Source organism: Methanohalophilus sp. DAL1, from assembly GCF_001683555.1.
GTDB lineage: Archaea > Halobacteriota > Methanosarcinia > Methanosarcinales > Methanosarcinaceae > Methanohalophilus > Methanohalophilus euhalobius.
In genome coordinates, this window is the sequence record NZ_MAFX01000033.1 from 21072 (window position 1) to 40829 (window position 19758).

Sequence of the window (19758 nt, forward strand, 5' to 3'; positions counted from 1 at the left end):
GTTACCTTTGGTTTATGTGTCTGTTTTTAGATTCTTTAATTACATTGATTGCATTTCCCAGACTTTTCCAGCCGATTATCTCCACATCTTTATTTTCTAAATTTTTATACGTCTCAAAGAAATGGGTAATTTCCTTTAAAAGATGAGGTGGGACTTGATCTATTGTTTCTATGTGTATCCACAAGGGATCACTTTCCGGAACACATAGTATCTTTTCATCTCTGCCTTTCTCGTCCATCATATCAAATAGTGCAACAGGGTGCACATCTATCAAACAACCGGGGAATGTAGGTTCCCATGTTAATACCAGTGCATCTAAAGGATCCCCATCAAGGGCGAGTGTGTCGGGAAAGAAACCATAATCACAGGGATAGACCATCGAAGAGAAAAGCATCCTATCAAACTTTATCATTTCCTTTTCCTTGTCATACTCATATTTATTTCGGCTTCCTTTTGGAATTTCTATAAGTACACTTTCAATTTGTCTTTTAACCATCTTCACACCCTGTTTGATTATATTTGCTCCTATTATATTTCATCATGGTGCATATTTCAGTTACTTATACAAACATTGATGAAGATGTTACACCCGATATCCAGATGGGGATTTCTGGGGACGTTAATTCAATCACAAAAACTTTAAATCCATAAATCCATTCTTTTTTATGAATGGGGAGGTTAAGTGGTATCGTGCTAGTTTAAAGGAGACCTTTTCTCTCCTTGAAAGCAATAAGGAAGGCTTAAGTGAAGATGAAGCATCTTTCCGCTTATCTACCTATGGATACAATGAAGTTGAGGCAAAAAAGAAACATGGTCAACTGTATCTTTTTGCCAGACAATTTGCAAGCCCATTGATCTATGTGTTAATCGCTGCTGCAATAGTCACTTTCTTCTTAAAAGAATATGCAGATACTGCTGTGATTGCCGGAGTGGTCCTGGCTAATGCAATAATTGGTTTTGTGCAGGAAAAAAAGGCTGAAAACGCTCTGGAATCCCTTGCCCGGATGATGCGTCCCGAAGCTACTGTACTTCGCAATGGACAGCGCAAAGTCATCCCCAGTCGGGAACTGGTGGTAGGGGATGTGGTGCTCTTTGATGCCGGTGCAAGGGTGCCTGCCGATGTAAGGCTTTTCCAGACCAAGAACCTGCGTATCGATGAATCAGCTCTTACCGGCGAATCCATGGCGGTTGAAAAGAATACTACAGCCATTTCCGGTGAGGACGTACCACTTGCAGACCAGAAAAACATGGCTTTTTCAGCCACTCTTGTAACACAGGGTGTTGGATATGGTGTGGTGGTGGCAACCGGCCCTCGTACCGAGATAGGCAAGATCTCAGAACTCATCAAGGAATCGGAAAGTATTTCTACTCCACTGATACGCACTATCAATCACCTGAGCAAATTACTGTTTGTTGTCATCCTTTTTGTTTCGGTCCTGACATTTATTATTGGACGTCTGCAGGGCTTTGAATATCTGGAAATTTTCCTGGCCTCAGTTAGTCTTGCAGTGGCGGCCATTCCTGAAGGTTTGCCAGCTCTTATCACCATATCACTGGCCATAGGGGTAAAATCCATGGCCTCAAAGAATGCCATAATGAGAAACCTGCCTTCAGTGGAAACACTGGGATCCGCTACTGTCATATGCTCCGATAAGACAGGCACCCTGACTATGAATCAAATGACAGTAACAACAATATATACCTCAGAAGGGTGGTTTGATGTTACAGGTGAAGGTTATTTGCCCAAAGGGACCTTTGCCAGTGAAGGAGTGCAAGTTTCCCCTCATGATTATGGTTCCTTGATGGAGACCCTCAAGGCAGGTTTCCTGTGTAACGATGCGTATCTGCGTGAAGAAGGAGGTGTGGTTGGTGATCCCACAGAAGGGGCACTACTGGTATCCGCTTTGAAAGCATCATCTTTCCATTTACCTCGTATTGATTCACTGCCCTTTGAATCCGAAAAACGATTTATGGCAACTCTGCATGAAAAGGATGAAAAATCCAATATAATTTTTGTAAAGGGCTCACCGGAAACAATAATCAGGATGTGCTCCTCTAAATACGGAGATGAGGAGGTTTTTGATCCGACTGAAATACTTGAAGTTGCTTCAAACATGGCATCTGAAGGCCTGCGTGTTATTGCCATGGCATACCGGGAAGTGGGATCTGACAGGGAAGAAGTAAAGGAAGAGGATATTGACGATCTTATTTTTCTGGGGTTGCAGGGAATGCGTGATCCCCCCCGGGAAGAGGTCAGGGATGCTATCAAAAAATGCAAAACAGCCGGTATCCGTGTAATCATGATAACGGGGGATCATGGACTCACAGGTCACAGTATCGCAAATCAACTCGGTATAACCACAGAAGGTGTACTTACAGGTTCAGAACTTGATAGCATGTCGGATGAGCACCTGCATGAAAAATTAGAATATGTTTCTGTCTTTGCGCGTACTTCCCCGGAAAATAAATCTCGTATTGTCAGGTTGCTGCAGGAGCAGGGAGAGGTTGTGGCCGTCACGGGAGACGGGATAAATGATGCACCAGCCCTCAAAAGGGCAGATATAGGAGTTGCAATGGGCAAATCCGGTACAGAGGTTGCCAAGGAAGCCTCGGACATGGTGCTTGCGGATGACAATTTTGCTTCCATTGTAAATGCTGTGGAGGAAGGCAGGGATGTTTACGACAAAATCCAGAAGGTTATTTTATGGATGCTGCCCACCAATGCTGCCGAGGGGCTTGCTGTAATGGCTGCAGTGCTGCTGGGAATTACCAATCCTCCTCTATTGCCTCTACATATATTGTGGATTAATACTGTAACAGCAATCGGTTTGGGGGTACCCATCGTTTTTGAACCGAAGGAATCCTTGTTATTGAGAAGACATCCACGCCCTCCCGAAGAGCCACTTTTACTGCCGGTTATCAAGCAAAGAATTGTTTTAGTTGCCCTGCTGATGGTAACAGCAACATTCCTTTTGTTCTTCTTTGAGATTAACAACCAGAAAACCCCGGTAGCTACAGCACAGACCATTGCGTTGAATACCATTGTATTCTTTGAGATCTTCTATCTTTTCAGTTCAAAATCCATTTATGAAAATACATTTGGCCGGCTATTTTCTAACATGGCAATGTTGGCCGGGGTGATTGTGGTTGTCCTGCTACAGTTGCTGATAACCTATAACCCATTGATTAATGGTATCCTTGACACAGCACCTTTAAGGTTGGTTGACTGGGTAATTATAGTAATAATCGCCAGTTCTGTGTTCTTTGTGATCGAAACTGAAAAGATGCTGCGTAAGCGCCAGAAAAGCAAGATTGCCCGTTAAGGAAAGCATCAAGTATTTCCATTCCTTTTTCGATATTTCCTAAACTGTTGGCATACGAGAATATCACATGGCCTTCTCCACCGGACCCAAAGTCGATACCCGATGTGGTAACTCCGGTTTTTTCCAGAATCTGCCTGCTGAATTCAAGTGAATTCCCGGTAAACTTATTTCCATTGTAGAAACAAGGACTGCCTTGCCTCCAATGGCTTTGACGAAATTGGGATAACATGCATAGATTGGACATCGCTACCTTTACCCCTTCATCAACAAGCGCCATGAAACTCAACATAAGGGCAGGGCTTGTACCAGAAGTGATAACTACCTGAAGGGTCTAGGTTGAAACGTGTGTTGTAGTCGTCAGTGATTACCTCTCTGAGTTCGGGTATCCCCTGACTATGTGTGTAGGTTGTATTGCAGGCATCGAGGGCATATGGGCAGCTTCACATATATGGGGAGCAGTGGAAAAATCCGGTTCTCCAATCTCCAGATGAATAATACTTTTCCCCTCTGCTTCGAGCTGCTGGCCCCTCTCCAGTACCTCCATAACGTAAAAAGGTGGTATGTCTGCTACTTTCTGGGATATTATGGCAATGATATTGCGCTGTATTTGTTATTTAAACCTTTTCAATCTTTCATCTAATTCTCAAAAAACGTTACCATAAAATTCCCTGGCATCCTCGCGTGCTGCATAACAGATTTGTTCCCTTAGGTCAGGTATTGCGGAGAGAACCCTTGTCCAGTCTGGCAACAGCATATTATGGGGTTTATCAATATATTCTTCCCCGGATTTCATGATGACCTTTGAGAACATATCCACATAGGTTTCCTCTTCATGACGGTTAAAGTTGAGGCCATTGAAAAGGGCATCAGTATAATATTTTCTTATAATGTCCTGCCCCCTTCTCTTATATTTCACCTGTATACTATGCAAGAGTGAATGGGATATGGGGGTGGTTGATGATTCCGTGATTATACGTAGAAGCGTTGAGAAAATATCGCCGGTCATCTTGCAGAGGCCTTCAGTGCGGTCATGACCAAGTTCTTTGTGTTTGTGATCGTAAAACCCAAGATCTGTCTGGCATACTCTCTTGAAAGTGGCATTGTTGTAGACTTCTGCAAGTAATCCGACTTCAAGTCCCCAGTCTGCCGGGATTCTTATATTGAGTGCAAGATCGCTTGTCATTGCAAATTCGCCGGAGAGGGTGTAGCGGAAAGATCTGAAATAGTCCAGGATATCTGAATCACACCAACGTTCTTTGTGCAGGGTATTCATAAGGGGCTGGACAAAAAGACGATAAACACGTCCATGCATAGTTTTTTTGTCCTGGTTTATCCTTGCATAATAACCTTTGTTGAAAAAGAAATTCAGATCACGACTGACTATAGGATAAAGAAGCTTTAAAGGAATGGCAGATGTGTAATTGACAATATCCGCATCATGCAGGGCAATTGCATAAGAATTCAGGCTGGCAACACCCAGGCCCAGCCAGGCATCCATGCCCTTTCCCCTGAACCCTGTAAGGTCAAGATCAATCTCTTTCATATCATCAATGATTTTTTGGACCCTTTTGCCATTACACCATATGAGCATATGGTCGGTTTTTAACTGGCTGAAAAATTGTGCAGCTTTTCGGTATTGTTCAGGATTATCAGCTGCCATTGGAATAATTATCTGTTTAATACAGTCGCATTTATTTAGTGCCTCCACGATTTGCTGGAGAGGAAGTTTTTCGACTTCCTCGTATAATATCGGTATGATCAGGCAAGCAGGTCGTTTTTGTTCAAGTTGTTTAATTTTTTCTTCAAGTTTATTGACATCAATGCAAAAATCATGTATTGTAGTAATATCCTCCTGATGAAAATCCATTTAATTCCCCCCATTTATGGATGATGTTTTGTACTATGAATATATTTTTTATCCTGATTCTCTCCCCCTTAAAGTCGAATCAGTGATTGAATGTCTATTCATAATTCCATGTTTGCTCTATATAATGGAGCCAAAAAATTTATAGTTTTCTATTTCCCCACAATTTCCTATAAGAAAGGCGCAGGATATAAATTTGCCAGTTCTATCACGTCAGTATCTCAGAAAAGTATGATAATAGACTGCAGTGGATATATGGTTCAACAATGATTATGGTTGTAAATTCTATAAGGTTGAACTTTCGTGATGACCTTTTTGGATGATTATATGTAATGGATAATAAGTATTTTATACTTCGAATAACCTTATACTTTTACTTATACTTAATATCTGGCGTGCTCAGGAGCATACTATAAATGGAAGGAATGGCGGCAGAAAAATGGTTTCAGCTTGGTTTTCATGCCGAATATCCTGAAGACAAGATTCGTTGCTACTCACGCGTTCTCGAAGTGGAAAAAGATTCTTTGATCTGGGATGATGAAGCGATTGCCCTTGTATGGACGAACAAAGGCATCGCCCACAGCGATCTGACAGAATATCAGGAAGCTATTCGTTGTTTTGATAATGCTCTTGAACTTAATGGGAATAATCCCGATATTTGGTACAATAAAGGCATAGTTTATTCCTAGTTGAAATAGCCAGAAAAAGCGATTGAATGCTTTGACAGGTCTACCGAGATTGATCCAGATTATGATAATGCATGGCTGAATAAGGGAATGATGTTGTGTACTATGAAGAAATATGATGAAGCCCTTATTTGTTATGGACATATTAATATCAGGGAAACTGATTCTGCTGAAAAGAGGACTATTTTGTGGAACTGTAGGGGTGTATCATATTTCTTAAAAGGGGCATATGATGAAGCAACACGATGTTTTTCTCATGTATTAAATCTTGATCCTGAATGTGAAGAAGCAAAAAATTACCTGAAAAAGGCTATATCCCTGCTTAATCAGCAAAAAAAACAAACATCCAATTACTAAGTACCATTATTTGTGTTTAATTTTATATATGTGGAATCCCAATATCTCTACGATTATACTATCAATTTATGGAGAGGGATGGAAATACTTGGATACTACCAATTTATGAAGAGGGATGGAAATACTTGGTAATTTAAAAAACTCCATACGTCATTATGTATTGCCATTTGCATCCAGAATCCCCTTCTCCCCCGACGTAATCACATATCTTGGGCTTTTTGTAAGTTTTCTGGCAGCTTTCGAATTCGCAAAAGGCTATCTTTTATATGGTGCCCTTTTTTTAATTCTTGGAGGGGTACTTGATGTTTTAGACGGGGCCGTTGCACGTGCCAGTGGTACAACATCGGCTTTTGGAGGGGTACTTGATTCGGTATGTGATCGTTATGCAGATGCTATTGTTTTCGCAGGTTTGATTTATGGTTTTGTAAACAACACAATTCAAGGTACCGGATTTTTTATAGAAGGATGGATTTGGTGTATCTTTGCAATGATCGGCTCATATCTTGTCAGTTACACACGCGCCCGTGCCGAAGCAGCAGGTGCATCCAAACTTGATATAGGGGTGGCAGAAAGATCTGAAAGAATTATAATTCTGATACTCGGCGCACTTTCAGGTTTCCTCCTGCAAGCACTTGCACTTATTGCAATCCTGACCCATATTACTTTTATACAGCGGGTTATGGAGGCAAAACAGCGTCTATAGAAGAGATTATATAACACATCATTTATGTCTAGGGTTGGATTTCTTTACAATCACAGCTGAGGATTAATATGCTATATGAGGCAGAAGTCACCATCAATCTAAAGGCCGGTATGCTGGACCCTGAAGGAACTACTATCAAGCGTGCTCTGGGACACCTGGGTTATAATACAGAGAGTGTTAAAAGCACCAAAAGGTATGTGATTGAACTTAATGCAGAATCAGAAGAAAATGCACGCGGACTTGTTGACCAAATGTGCCAGAAACTGATTGCAAACCCTATAATTCACGATTACTCGATTGACCTGAGGGAAATAGAATGACCGTTGCCATCATACAGTTCGGTGGGAGTAATTGTGATAATGATGTCCTGCATGTCTTGCAGAATGTACTTGGAATTGATGCCGAACTTGTCTGGTATAAAGAAGAGAAACTCGATGGCTATGAAGCTGTTGTAATCCCGGGTGGTTTCTCATATGGTGACTATTTGAGATCAGGTGCTATTGCTTCAAGAACACCTATCATGGAATCTGTGAGAAAACTGGCTGACAATGGCAAGCCAGTTATGGGAATATGCAACGGTTTCCAGATACTTACTGAGTCAGGGCTGCTGGATGGAGCCCTTACAACAAACAGTTATCCCAAGTTCAAATGTGAATGGTCATACCTGAAGGTAGAAAATACGAATACACATTTTACTTCAATGTATGAAAAGGGTCAGGTAATCCGCATCCCGATTGCCCATAAGGATGGCAAATACTACCACGATGACATATCCCTGCAGCAGCTGGAAGATAATAAACAGGTTGTATTCAGATATGTAGATGAAAAAGGCAATCCAACCGAAGCTGTCAACCCAAACGGTTCACGTAATAACATTGCAGGCATCACAAATAGAATGGGTAATATACTGGGTATGATGCCACATCCCGAACGAGCATCGGAGACAATTATAGGTTCTGATGATGGTCTTTTGATGTTTAAGTCGATGGTTGAAGCCGGCTGGAAATAATCATCTGCTTGCTTTTAGTTTTGCAGCGGTTTTCCAGGAATGCCTGACAAAATCGGGTAAATTCCCATTTTTATCCATCCATTCCTGAAGGAATTTTTTGGTTTTGGGATCTGATGGATAACCGCTTCCAAAATCTTCATTGATAGATTCTTTGATATTTCCTATAAGCTCGTCTCTTCTGACTTTTGCAATAATGGAGGCTGCAGATACTATTGGGTATATGTCATCGGCACGATGCTCGGAAACAATTTCCAGTTTTTTTTCTCCTTCATGTTTATTTTCATATGCAGCAAGAAGTTTCTTGCCAAACCTTTCTGCGTTTACATCTGCAGCATCTACATATGCCAGATCGGGTTTCAGGTTTTCGAGGACACTAGAAAACCCTCTTATCATGATATCATTCATGCTCATTATGTTGCGTAACTCATCTATTTGGCAGGCTTCGATTTCCTGAATAAATATCCCTTCTGCATATTTACGTATTTGGCGGGCGAGATTTTCCCTTTTTTTAGGAGACAGTTTTTTTGAGTCTGCCACACCCAGATTCTTCAGGGCGTTTATGTTTGATTCATCCATAATAACACCGGCAACACACATTGGTCCGATTACCGGTCCTTTGCCAGCTTCGTCAATTCCTGCAATTTTCATAGTTGTCCTCATCTTCATATAAATAAAGTAAAGATAACATATGCAATTGTCATCATCACTATTGAATGTTTCAATCCGGCGAGGACTTTCCCTTCACCCATTGCACCTGCCATCAGGCCGGAACTCAGTCCCTGTATCAGACAGGCATGTTTGAACAATCTCGTATACTCATCCAGGTTAAAACTCGAAAGGAAACTTGCCTGTGTTCCCGAAGAAGCCATTTTCGCACCTGCAGATGCCATTTCTGTCAGGAAGGTAGTGGATATTACATAGATCACACCTACAAAAACAAAAAAAGCAATGTAGATAATTACTATATAAATCATCATGCTCATTGAACGTTCCCGTTTCATATCCTGTTCAGATGATGCATCACGGGATGCTACGAGTAAAACCTGACCTATATCTCCACTGGACTCATTGGCCTTGGTAATAAGGGTAAATGACCTTGCCACAACCTGGGTCCTCAGTCGGTTTGCAAACCTGATAAGACTGTCATTTATGTTTACTCCCCAGGAAATATCCCTCCATACCTTTTTTATTTCCTTACTGAGAGTATCAGTTTCCTTTCTTGACATAAGCTTTATTGAATCCTGTAAGGTCATCCCGGTCTCGTTAGTACTGGCCAGTTTTTTCAACAGGTCAGGAATATTTTGTTCCAGTTTCTTCTTGCGCCGGTTTTTCTTCTCATAGAATATTGTCAGGGGAACAACTGCTGCAAAAAATCCAAATACAAGATAATCATCAATAAAATCAATTATCCCGGAGGGTAATCCTCCATCATTCATATTGAGCAGGAGAGGAATTATTATTATGCATACACCAATCGGACCCGTTATAACCAGTGTATATTCGGGCTTTTCCAGCATTGGCTTTAAAGGATTCTTTATATATTTCTTATACTGAAGGCCTTTTTTTGATTTAATGAAACTTTCAAAATATCCGCGTTTTTGTACTTTTTCCTCTTTTTCATCTATAACATCCCCCTTTTCGTCATAAACAGGCTGGAGGTGTAGAGGTACTTCGGGAATTCCATGATCATATGTATCATTGGTCTTGAGTAACTTTGGTTCCCCGAGCTCGCCAGGTGTTATTATGCTGATCATAACAACAAACATTAGGGAACCGATGGGTAGGACAGCATATATGATTGCATATACCATTGATTTTGAGCCGGAACCCATAATTATCATCATGATTCCCATTATTATGATAAACAGTGGGCCGGCCACAAATGCGGTTACATATGATTCAGAAAGCAATGCCAGTGTTTCCAGGAAACCTTTCTGGTCCACCATACTTTTCTGCAAGTACTGGTCTGATTTATCCTGGAAATATTTTGCAATATCTCCTCCACTATCTATAATTGTAACAAGATTGTATATCAAATCCTGAAACCTGTCTGAAGGGGTAGTACTGGATATATTTGTCAGTGCTGTTCTGATGTCGTTGCCGAAATATTCCATATCCTTTACAATGGTATCGACTTCGACAGCCACTTCCCCATAGGTATCTTCCGCTTTTGCAAGGGCTTTGAATACATCCAGGATATTCATCCCGCCCCTTGTTAATGCATACATAAAAGTTACTGCATAGGGGAGTTGTTGATCGATATTATTTTTCCTCTCGCCAGCCTGGAATGCAGGATAAAACATGAAAAGGACATAAGTTATACCTCCCAACACAAGTGCCAGGAAAATAACAATAAAAAAACCTACTATAATATCCCTGTAAGCCAGCAACCATACAAACGATGAATTGATCTGGATGCCGGTTAGCTGATCGGGTAATCCTATGACTGTGACTATGAGGTATGCGCATAAAAGTCCCAGCAAAGCCCCGAAAACCCCGGCAACAACAGAATAAAATATCCCTGCTGATACATACATTTCATAAGACACAGGAATTCGTGCCTGTTTTAGCTGGAGCTGGAGACTTGAATACCTGTCACCTTTTTCCTTTACCCTCTCTCCCAGAAGGGCAAAAGGAATTTTTCTGGCAAGTTCAAAAAGAATTTGACCATAATCTTTTTCTGAATTGCTTGTTCCATTTAATTTGAAACGTGTCTTCAGATGCCTGGAAGAATTTATTATTTTTTGTTTGTGCGATATTTTATTGGTTTGAGGCAGGCGGGATGTCTTATTGACAGGATTCGTAGATTCCCCGATTACATTGGGCTCAACTGTGGCGTCATCTTCTCCATCTTTTGATCCATCCAAGTTTATCCCACCATTTATTGATCCATTCCAAATCTGGTAAGGGTCCTTTCAGGTGTTGCCTGGTACTCTTTAATGATGGTAGCAATCTCTTTGAAATCCCGGATACCATTGTCCAGCATATATTCAAGTATATTTTGCCGGGTTTGCAGTTCTCGCTTTATATCTTCTTCTTTCCAGCCCCTTTGTAGTTTTATATCGTTCAATGCTTTGGATTTACCGGTATGCCTGAAGGAATCAGCAGATGAATCCCACGTAAATATGTCATTGGTTCGAATATTGCGGGTATTTGGATCTATGTCGGTGATCTCCACAAGCTTCAGGTTTCTCCTGACACGTTTACCTGCTGAAAATGTCTGTGCCTGAATACTCATTATGTCAAGAGCCTGGATCATATTCCTGGGTACACTTATAGGAGGATTTTCCAGCCTGTGAATTGCCGATGACACCGAATCAGCATGCATGGTGGAAAATGTGGTATGGCCTGTAGACATTGCCTGAAATAAAGTCAGTGCTTCTTTGCCCCTGACCTCACCTACCAGCAGGTACTCGGGTCTCTGTCTCAAAGCCGCCTTCAGCAGGTCGTACATATCAACAGCTCCCCTGTCATCTGCTGTAAATGAATCCCTGGTTACTCCCGGTATCCAATTAATATGCGGTAATTTAAGCTCTCTTGTATCTTCAAGAGAAATGATTTTTGCCTTTTCAGGAATGAAGAGGGAGACTGCATTCAATGACGAAGTCTTACCTGAAGCCGTACCTCCTGCATATATAAGGCTCTTATTATTTTCAATACACAACCACAGATATGCCATTCCTGCCGAAGAGAAGGTGCCCCACTCAAGAAGGTCAATTGGTGTAATAGGAGTTTCACTGAATTTACGAATGGTGAAGGTACTGCCGTGAGTGGTTACACTTGTACCCAGAGTCATCTGGATACGGGACCCATCAGGCATTGTGGCATCTATCATTGGTTCGGCTACAGATATATGTTTACCACTTTTTTGAGCAAGCTGGACTATAAAGGAATTGAGTTCATCTTCCTCGAAGTAGATATTGGTGGAAATATTGCTGTATTTCTTGTGGTAGAGAAAAATAGGCTTGTCGTGTCCGTTACCTGATATATCTTCTATCCCTTCGTCATACATCAGTGGATCTATTTTTCCCAGTCGGACAAAATCTCTTTTTATATAATAAATGATTTTTCCCAGCATAAGGGGGGTAAATTTAATAGCATAATCCGTAAGGATGATCAGTATCTTCTCTTCCAGTATCTTTTCTTTGTCCGCCTGCCTGTCAATATTTTCCACGAGTAAAACATCACGCAGACGATCTTTTATCTCTGTCAGGAAGACTTCTTCAAATTCATCCAATTTTGGCTCTACTATCTGGTACAGATAATCATTGAGGAGTTCATTATAAAGAATGACTACAAAACAAAATGGCTCATCAAGCCAATATCTCTCAATTTCTTCATAATTTGCTATCCCTTCAAAATATGTAATGGGGCCATGGATAGCAGGGTCATACTGTTCTATTGGTTCGATTTCTCTTTCGAGGAGATTACGTATTTTCTGGATGAAATTAATATTTTTAAAACTTGTCTTTATTTTAGTTTGTGAATCAGTCTCTTCGCCTGATTCTTTATTTTCTCCTTTTGGTTCATCCTCTTGTAAATTTTCCGTATTATCAGTGGCAGTAGGAGTTTGAGATAAAGACGTTTTCATCATATCGTTGTCATTTAGGTCTTCTGTGTCAAGGGCTTCATTTGTTTTTTTCTGTACCTCATCAATATTTTTGTCAGCAGTTTCGTTTTCTGGATGTGGAGTGAATATATTTGGCAAATCCTCTTTAGAATCGGAAGTATTTGATTCTCCACCTGATAGTATTCTTTGCTCTTCATTATTTTCGTTTGCAGATGGATTTTCTCTACTTATGATTTTTTCACCTTTGGAAGGTGAGAAAATAATTTCATCCTTTTTTTCTTTAACAAACAAGGTATCTTTTTGAGAAGTTTTTTCTTTTTTACGGAAGGAGCCGGGTTTGAAAAGTTTTGGTTCTATTACTCCCGGTCCTTCTCGCTTGCCAGTGGATGAGCTTTTATTGTTCTTTGAATTATCTCCCTTGCCTGAATAATCCATACCCCTTTTTACGGAATCTTCATCACTCATTTTGTCACCGGAAATCAATTATTATTTATGGGTATTATGAGCCTATATGCAGCGTACATATATATCAGTAATAATATTATAATCATTATTATAGTTATGGATAATATTCTCCTTCTATCCATGAAAAACATTAAATCTTAGATACCCATTTTCCAAGCATACAAACCAACTTTACGGAAGATCCCCATGCCCATTATAACACTGGATTATGAAGACCTTGAGAAACTTACAGGTACTGACCGGGATAGCATAATAGATAGGGTTCCCATGATCGGAGCAGATATCGAACGTCTTGAAGACAAATCCATTGATATCGAATTCTTCCCCGACCGTCCCGATCTATATAGTGTTGAAGGTGTTTCCAGAGCAATGCGGGGTTTTATGGATATTGAAACAGGGCCTGTAAAATATAATATTAACGATTCAGATGTTGAAATATTTCTGGACAACGATATAAAGAGTATCCGTCCTGTGCTTGCTTGTGCTATTGTCCGCGGAGTCAAATTCACCGAATCCTCAATAAAATCCCTGATGGATCTGCAGGAATCCCTGCATTGGGGATTGGGCAGAGACCGTAAGAAAGTGTCAATCGGGGTTCATGATCTCTCCGGGGTCAAACCACCTTTCAAGTATATTGGTGGCGACCCATCAGTGGATTTTGTTCCTCTCGATTTCACCGAACCCATGAACCTGGCCGACATTCTTGAAAAGCACCCAAAGGGCACACGTTTTGCCCATCTCCTTAAAGGCTATTCCAAATATCCCCTTATACTTGATGCTGATGATCAGGTGCTTTCCTTCCCACCTATAATTAACGGAACACTAACCATGGTGAACAAAAATACCACCGATATTTTCATAGATGTAACAGGCCTGAGTGGCGAAGTTTATACAGCCCTCAACATTGTTGTGGCTGCACTAGCCGATCGTGGAGGCCGGATTGAATCAGTTAAGATTAATAATCCCGATGGGGAATCAAAGATCACTCCTGATCTCTCACCGGAAAAACGTATTATTTCAATGGATGAAGTAAAATCCCTTGTTGGTATGGACTTCACATCAGAGGAAGTAGCAGGTCATTTGAGAAGAATGCGTTATGCAGCATCACCTGCAGGCACCAATGCAGTGGAGATAGAAATTCCTCCCTACAGGGCAGATATCCTCCATAATTATGACATAATTGAAGACATTGCAATTTCGGTAGGTTTTGACAATATTGAAGCAATATTTCCATCTACTTCCACAATCGGGAAAGCACATCCCCTTTCCCTGATGCAGGATGATATCAGGGAAATTATGGTCGGGCTGGGATATTCTGAAGTGATGCCATTCACTCTTACCAGTGAGAAGGTGCATTTTGATAATATGAGAAGGCCACATACAGAAGATGTAACATTTGTAATGCATCCCATCAGTGAAGACCAGACAATGATACGCACGACCCTCCTGCCCAACCAGCTGGAAATTCTTTCCCTGAACCAGCATCATGAACTACCTCAGCGCATATTTGAGGTCGGTGAGGCAATCGTAAATTGTGCAAATAAACTGCATCTGGCAGCTATGTCTATCCATGCACTGGCAAATTTCGAGGAAATAAGAGAAATTGTTGATTCAATGATGATGGAGCGAAATATCCCTTATTCAGTCAAGCCATCAGAAGACCCTGCATTTATTGAAGGCAGGAGAGCAGATATCCTGGTAAATGGTATTAAAGTAGGTGTGATGGGAGAAATTCATCCGCAAGTCATACTCAATTTCGGGCTTGGACAACCTGTTGTAGGTTTTGAAATAAACCTGGAATGAGTAACTGAGGTTCAATTACGATCTAAAAAAGAACGGGCCCGCCGCGATTCGAACACGAGTCAATGGGTATCTTCGCACCTTTCTAGGTAACATCGAAGCCCATCAGGATATCCTGGCTACCCCACGGGCCCGCAGGAAGCAGCCTTATCATAGTGATTACCTCTATTAAACTTTTCTATAGCGGTATTTAGAAACTGATACGATATTGCAACAATACAGCAACTACTATAAGCATCAATCCGAATATTTTTTTGAAATATTTTCTGGAAAGGGTTTCAAGATTCCATTTTGAGGTATACATAATCCGGGAGCCAAACTGGCTTCCAATCAGTGAGGCAGTCGCAAATAGTATCATGGTAGTAACAGAAATTTCTATATTGTTAAGGTGGGAGAGAAGGCCGGACAGTGAAGAGATCATTACAATTAGCGATGAAGTGGCAGGTGCCTCCCTTATTCCGTATCCAAGACCAAGGAGCAGGGGCACCACGAAAGTTCCCCCTCCGATACCCAGCATTCCCGCAGATATTCCTACCCCAATACCCACAAGTGATCCCAAAAACAGTCTCCTGTGGGTTGCTGGTTCTGCTATATGTGCTTGTTTTTTGCCATTAATGAGCATGCTTAATCCGACAAGAACGATTACAACACTGAAAATAAAGAGAATTGTCTCCTCAGAAACTCTCATGCCAATATGTGTTCCAATCGGTGCTCCGATTACGGAAAAGATAAGGAAAGGAATTGCAGTATGAAAATCTATCATTTTCTTTTTCAGATATGTAAATGAAGCTGAACCGGCTGTGGTCACATTGAGTAGAAGGGCAAGCGGGATTGCTATTCTCAGGTCAATGCCCATCCAGTAAAAAAGGGGTACATATATTACTGCCCCCCCAATTCCCAATAATGCAAAAATGGAGGAAAGTCCCAGGATTAGGATTGTAAGAAGAAAGGGATCTACAGCCATTATATCTTACTTGTCCTTTACATCTTTGTATCTTTCTTTGAAGCGGGCAATATCCTCACGTGTGCCTACAACAGATATGACATCTCCCTTTTCAAGTACTACATCATCCAGTTCTTCTATCTTTTTCTTATCTCCTTGCATATAGCCGATTACACGGCATCCTAGAGTATTATAGAGGTCAAGTTCGCCGATTGTCTTATTCTCCATATTCTTACCCACGACATGACGCTCAATTTCAATTCCTTCATAAAGCATTATGTCTTCTATCGGACAGTATCCTCCGGTCCCATAACAAACAGAAGTTATTTTTGCCAGCATCTGGCCGGCAACTATAGAAAGGGAAGCAACGTAATCCGCTCCTGCTTTGTAAATTTTGTCAATGGATTCTACTGAATTTGCTCTGGAATATATTGTGGACTCCGGATTCAACCCTCTGGAGATAAGAGTGGCAAAAATAATATCTGTATCTTGATTCAGACAAATTATCACTGTAGAGGCATTCTCAATACCTGCATTTTTGAGTACCTCTTCTTCCGTACCATTACCCACTATATATTCAAAATCAGGTCTTGGGAAAAGCCCTTCTTTTGAATCAACAATGACAAAAGGGATGTCGTTCTCGTCAAGTACTTCTACAATTCTTTTACCTACATCCCCGTATCCAAGAACGATTATATGGCCCATTTGCATTCCAGATCACCTATCATTTTGTAAGATCTTTTAATTCACTCAAATGTTCCATTGTACCGGTTGCAAGCAGTACAGTATTTTCTTTAATTATTTCTTCATCCTCAACTTTCAGGAACAATTTACCTTCTTTCCTTACTCCTATTATATTCGCTCCTGTTTTCTTGTGGATATTAGCTTCGTTGAATGATTTGCCAACAAGCTGGCTTGCAGGGTATACGGGAAGTTCTACAATGCTGTATTTATCCAGGAATGTAGTTGCACCACCAAGACCCATTACATAAGGGTCCAGTGCTTTTTTTCCCAGGAACCTGCCAAGTACAAGCTTTGGGGAAACTACACGATTTGCACCTGCATATTTGAGGTATTTGATATTTGCTGAATCTTCGGCTACTGCTATTATGTGAACATCTGCAAGACTGGAAGCGGCAAGGACAATACTGGCGTTTTCTTCATCAGAGCGATTTGCTATCAAAAAGCGAGCATTGCCAACCCTGGCATTTTCCAGTGTTTCATCATCTGTGGCTTTACCGTATATGCATGGTAGCTTTTTTTCAATAAGGCTTCGAAGTATCTCTTCATTGTCTTCAATGATTATGAAATTGACTTTCTGCTCCTCAAGTTCATCTATAAGCGTTTCCATTAACCGGTTGTAGCCACAAATGATTATATGGGAAGAAAAGGAGTCCGGCGCTTTTGTTGGAAGGGGCATGTTCAGGGCTTTTTCAAACCACGGTGTTATGACAAAAGTAATCAAAATACCAAATACCATGACTACACCACTCAATTCTACGAAGATGGTAAAAAATTTGCCAATTGGACTTGTTAATACAATGTCTCCGTAACCTACAGTAGTGGTAGTTGTAATTACCCAATATAGAGCATCTACAGGATTAGAAAACTGCGTTTGCCCTTCATAATTTACCAGCAGGAGGAAGATGATCGTATCTATGATTACCACTCCCAGGAAAATTCCCAGGTAATGGTACAGTGATCGCCTCCATATGGCCGGTAATTTCATTTTCATCCATCCTTGTTTTTAGAAACCATGAACTATATAGGGTCCGAATATCATCAGGACAAAGGATAATATGATTAGGATTGTAAATGTGCCTGCTATGGTCCCTGCAAGGGTGGTTGACTTGATTTCATCCCCTGTAAACCTTTTGAGGAATGACTGGAGGTAATCCCTGAATACATGTCCTCCGTCCAGCGGGACAGCCGGAAGACAGTTGAATAAACCTACATAGAAGTTCAGCCATCCAATCCAGAGAAGGCTGTTGGCAATCCAGAAAATTCCTACACCGAGAGGCTCACCCCATCCAACAGGTTCATAGAACTGAGCAAAAGTGCCACTAAAGCCGGGGAAACCTTCTCCTGCAAATCCTATTATGGGCAGACCTAATAGAATTACCCAGCCAGCTACACCTGTAAGCATAGAAGGCAGGCCTTTGAGCATATCCAGATATTCGTGGGCGGGGTACTCGCCGATGGAAAGTCCTAGCGGTATATTTTTTACTCCATCTGTGCCATAATAAACTCCCAAAAACCCTTTTTCGGAATTGCCATCCGGGTGTTGCCCCAGTGTAAGGGTGTATATTTCATTTTCTCCCTCGGGTGTCTTCACCTCAATTTCCACTTCCTGGCCGGCAGTTGTGGTATTCATGAAATTGACAAACTCTTCAGGGGTTTGGGTGGTAACATTATTGATGGAAAGTAAAAACATCCCTTTTTCAAGATTACTTCTTTCTGCAGGTGAACCATCTACAATATCATTGATATATATCCCAAAATCTCCGGTATCCTGCCTGTCGGTTACTTTCAGTTCATACTCTCTTATCTCTCGGTCTTTGGCTGCCTTCAAGGTGACCGTGGAACCGGTTTCTGTTTTGTTCAAATAGGCTACAACATCGTTGGCATAACGTACTTCCCTGTCATCGATGCCGGTAATTACCATTCCTTTTTCAATACCTGCAATATCAGCTACAGAGTCTTCTTTAACATCCACTACCATTGTGTCGCTCATAGGAGCTACAGCCCCCAGTACTGGTCCGAAAAAGAGAACAAAAGCAATCAGAGCCACTGCAAAATTGGACATCACTCCGGCGGCCAGGATGCGTGCACGCTGGTTTCTGGTGGCCTTTTTCTCATTTATTGCAGGACTTCCAAATTCGTCTTTCCCTTCCCCGAAAAGTTGCTCCTCATCGGGTTCAGCAAATCCTCCAATAGGCACCAGGGCAAAAAGTATTCCCATGGATTTTACCCTGATATCTTCTACCCTGGCAAGAATGGCATGGGCAAATTCATGAACCACCAGTGTTATTACCAGGGCAATGATGCCCCAGGTAAGCGGAATAAATTCGTTGACTCCCGGAATCAGGAATACATTGCGGGCCTCGTTGAATTTCCCGGGTTGAGGCATTGCATTCTCTGTAAGGGAAGAAATAAGCGCGATATCTGAAAGAATGACAATAAAAAGCATGGCAAACATGCCTATGAACATTAGCACAATGCCGGTATTTGCAAATACTCTCCAGTAACGGCGGGGTTTTGCAAGTTTATCCAGAAGAGCCAGCCCCCTGACAGTTCTGATCATGAGTATGGGGCCGTATGCGGATATGTTGTACTTTTCCAGTACTCCCTTTTTGTTAAGATAGGCAACTGCAGCCCAGTATACTAAAAATATCGCCAATATGAGGTTAGTAGTGTCCAATTGAATTCTCCGATGGTTATGCCAGTGATGATTAGGTGGTTGAATTAATATCTTTTTATATTAAAATCAAATGGGCAAAGGATAGTGTAGCCTGCTATAGAATAAATCATATATCGTCGGGATAAACACCAAACTGCTGGGTGAAATTGAGCTGGTCTACTTCTTCCCAGTCCTCGGCAATCTTTTCATCCTTTACCCTGCTTATGGTTATGCCTGTAAAACTAACTTTACGGTTTGTAGGAAACACACCCTGAAATGTTTTTTTATGGGTCCCTTCTGCCTTCCAGCGTGTAACAACCTTGTCATTTTCAGCTATTATATCTTCTATTTCAAAATGGAGGTCTGGAAGGGCATGGTGTATGGCACCCATGAATTCCTTGAGATTTTCTCGGTCCAGCTTTTCTCCGCCATAATGCATCAGATAATCATCTGTACAGTGCTTATCTATTATAACAGGATTCCAGCCATCTCTGGCGACTTTCAGCACGATTTCTTTGTTTTTATCAAGAGAGCCACAGATTTGCTCATCGTTAGTCTCATTTTTTCCCATCGTTAATAATAGACAGGGTTTCTATTTAAAAAGTTTATTTCCCGAAAATTGCAGACTTATGACAAGG

18 protein-coding genes and 1 tRNA gene are annotated in these 19758 nt (G+C 41.2%); 7 read left to right on the plus strand and 12 right to left on the minus strand.

The features are described 5' to 3' along the window. Position 1: 1 nt before the first annotated feature. On the minus strand, positions 2 to 496 hold the full coding sequence (locus A9957_RS06815; protein ID WP_096711742.1) for an inorganic diphosphatase: 495 nt from the start codon (positions 494 to 496) through the stop codon (positions 2 to 4). 169 nt (positions 497 to 665) lie between these two features. Between A9957_RS06815 and A9957_RS06820 the strand changes: the two genes are divergently transcribed. After that, positions 666 to 3323: an HAD-IC family P-type ATPase gene (locus A9957_RS06820; protein ID WP_292343621.1), complete on the plus strand. Its 2658-nt coding sequence runs from the start codon at positions 666 to 668 to the stop codon at positions 3321 to 3323. Positions 3324 to 3687: 364 nt separating this feature from the next. Here the strand turns inward: A9957_RS06820 and A9957_RS06825 are convergent, their stop codons facing one another. Then, the gene (locus A9957_RS06825) at positions 3688 to 3867 is read right to left on the minus strand and encodes a hypothetical protein (RefSeq protein WP_292343622.1); all 180 of its coding nucleotides are present in this window, start codon (positions 3865 to 3867) and stop codon (positions 3688 to 3690) included. Between the two features lie 99 nt (positions 3868 to 3966). Beyond that, the gene (gene gpgS, locus A9957_RS06830) at positions 3967 to 5190 is read right to left on the minus strand and encodes a glucosyl-3-phosphoglycerate synthase (RefSeq protein WP_105459988.1); all 1224 of its coding nucleotides are present in this window, start codon (positions 5188 to 5190) and stop codon (positions 3967 to 3969) included. A 413-nt stretch (positions 5191 to 5603) separates the two neighbouring features. Here gpgS and A9957_RS06835 point away from each other — a divergent pair, with 413 nt between their 5' ends. The 5 genes from A9957_RS06835 to purQ all read left to right on the plus strand — a co-directional run bounded on the left by A9957_RS06835 (position 5604) and on the right by purQ (position 7942). After that, positions 5604 to 5876 carry a tetratricopeptide repeat protein gene (locus tag A9957_RS06835; RefSeq protein ID WP_096711738.1) on the plus strand — a complete coding sequence of 91 codons (273 nt, stop codon included), beginning with the start codon at positions 5604 to 5606 and terminating at the stop codon, positions 5874 to 5876. A gap of 21 nt (positions 5877 to 5897) precedes the next feature. Beyond that, a complete protein-coding gene (locus A9957_RS06840; protein WP_367121906.1) occupies positions 5898 to 6230 on the plus strand; it encodes a tetratricopeptide repeat protein in 333 nt (110 codons plus the stop codon). Positions 6231 to 6345: 115 nt separating this feature from the next. Further along, a complete protein-coding gene (locus A9957_RS06845) occupies positions 6346 to 6933 on the plus strand; it encodes a CDP-alcohol phosphatidyltransferase family protein (RefSeq protein ID WP_181079125.1) in 588 nt (195 codons plus the stop codon). A gap of 68 nt (positions 6934 to 7001) precedes the next feature. Beyond that, positions 7002 to 7253, plus strand: a complete 252-nt coding sequence (gene purS / locus A9957_RS06850; RefSeq protein ID WP_072359950.1) for a phosphoribosylformylglycinamidine synthase subunit PurS — start codon at positions 7002 to 7004, stop codon at positions 7251 to 7253. Continuing rightward, positions 7250 to 7942, plus strand: coding sequence for a phosphoribosylformylglycinamidine synthase I (gene purQ, locus A9957_RS06855; protein ID WP_096711736.1), 693 nt, complete (start codon positions 7250 to 7252; stop codon positions 7940 to 7942). Before purS ends, purQ begins: the two co-directional genes overlap by 4 nt. Here the strand turns inward: purQ and rnhB are convergent, their stop codons facing one another. From rnhB to A9957_RS06870, 3 genes are read right to left on the minus strand one after another with little or no spacing between them, the layout of a single operon-like run. Beyond that, positions 7943 to 8590 (minus strand): ribonuclease HII, encoded by a 648-nt coding sequence (rnhB, locus tag A9957_RS06860; RefSeq protein WP_128754216.1) that lies wholly within the window; start codon positions 8588 to 8590, stop codon positions 7943 to 7945. It lies immediately after the preceding gene. Positions 8591 to 8604: 14 nt separating this feature from the next. After that, entirely contained in the window at positions 8605 to 10809 is a 2205-nt protein-coding gene (locus tag A9957_RS06865; RefSeq protein WP_292343638.1) for a type II secretion system F family protein, read from the minus strand. A 14-nt stretch (positions 10810 to 10823) separates the two neighbouring features. Beyond that, entirely contained in the window at positions 10824 to 12977 is a 2154-nt protein-coding gene (locus A9957_RS06870) for a type II/IV secretion system ATPase subunit (protein ID WP_292343641.1), read from the minus strand. Between the two features lie 186 nt (positions 12978 to 13163). Here A9957_RS06870 and pheT point away from each other — a divergent pair, with 186 nt between their 5' ends. Continuing rightward, a complete protein-coding gene (gene pheT / locus A9957_RS06875) occupies positions 13164 to 14780 on the plus strand; it encodes a phenylalanine--tRNA ligase subunit beta (RefSeq protein ID WP_128754214.1) in 1617 nt (538 codons plus the stop codon). Between the two features lie 33 nt (positions 14781 to 14813). On the opposite strand, the gene A9957_RS06880 is transcribed toward pheT, so the two are convergent. The 6 genes from A9957_RS06880 to A9957_RS06905 all read right to left on the minus strand — a co-directional run bounded on the left by A9957_RS06880 (position 14814) and on the right by A9957_RS06905 (position 19691). Beyond that, positions 14814 to 14911, minus strand: a tRNA-Arg gene (locus tag A9957_RS06880). A 56-nt stretch (positions 14912 to 14967) separates the two neighbouring features. Beyond that, positions 14968 to 15741, minus strand: coding sequence for a sulfite exporter TauE/SafE family protein (locus A9957_RS06885; RefSeq protein WP_105459995.1), 774 nt, complete (start codon positions 15739 to 15741; stop codon positions 14968 to 14970). Positions 15742 to 15747: 6 nt separating this feature from the next. Further along, positions 15748 to 16431, minus strand: coding sequence for a TrkA family potassium uptake protein (locus tag A9957_RS06890; RefSeq protein WP_105459996.1), 684 nt, complete (start codon positions 16429 to 16431; stop codon positions 15748 to 15750). A 13-nt stretch (positions 16432 to 16444) separates the two neighbouring features. Continuing rightward, entirely contained in the window at positions 16445 to 17449 is a 1005-nt protein-coding gene (locus tag A9957_RS06895) for a TrkA family potassium uptake protein (RefSeq protein WP_096711729.1), read from the minus strand. 18 nt (positions 17450 to 17467) lie between these two features. Further along, positions 17468 to 19141, minus strand: coding sequence for a site-2 protease family protein (locus A9957_RS06900; RefSeq protein ID WP_096711728.1), 1674 nt, complete (start codon positions 19139 to 19141; stop codon positions 17468 to 17470). Between the two features lie 106 nt (positions 19142 to 19247). Next, the gene (locus tag A9957_RS06905) at positions 19248 to 19691 is read right to left on the minus strand and encodes an ester cyclase (protein WP_292343643.1); all 444 of its coding nucleotides are present in this window, start codon (positions 19689 to 19691) and stop codon (positions 19248 to 19250) included. Between the last annotated feature and the right edge of the window lie 67 nt (positions 19692 to 19758).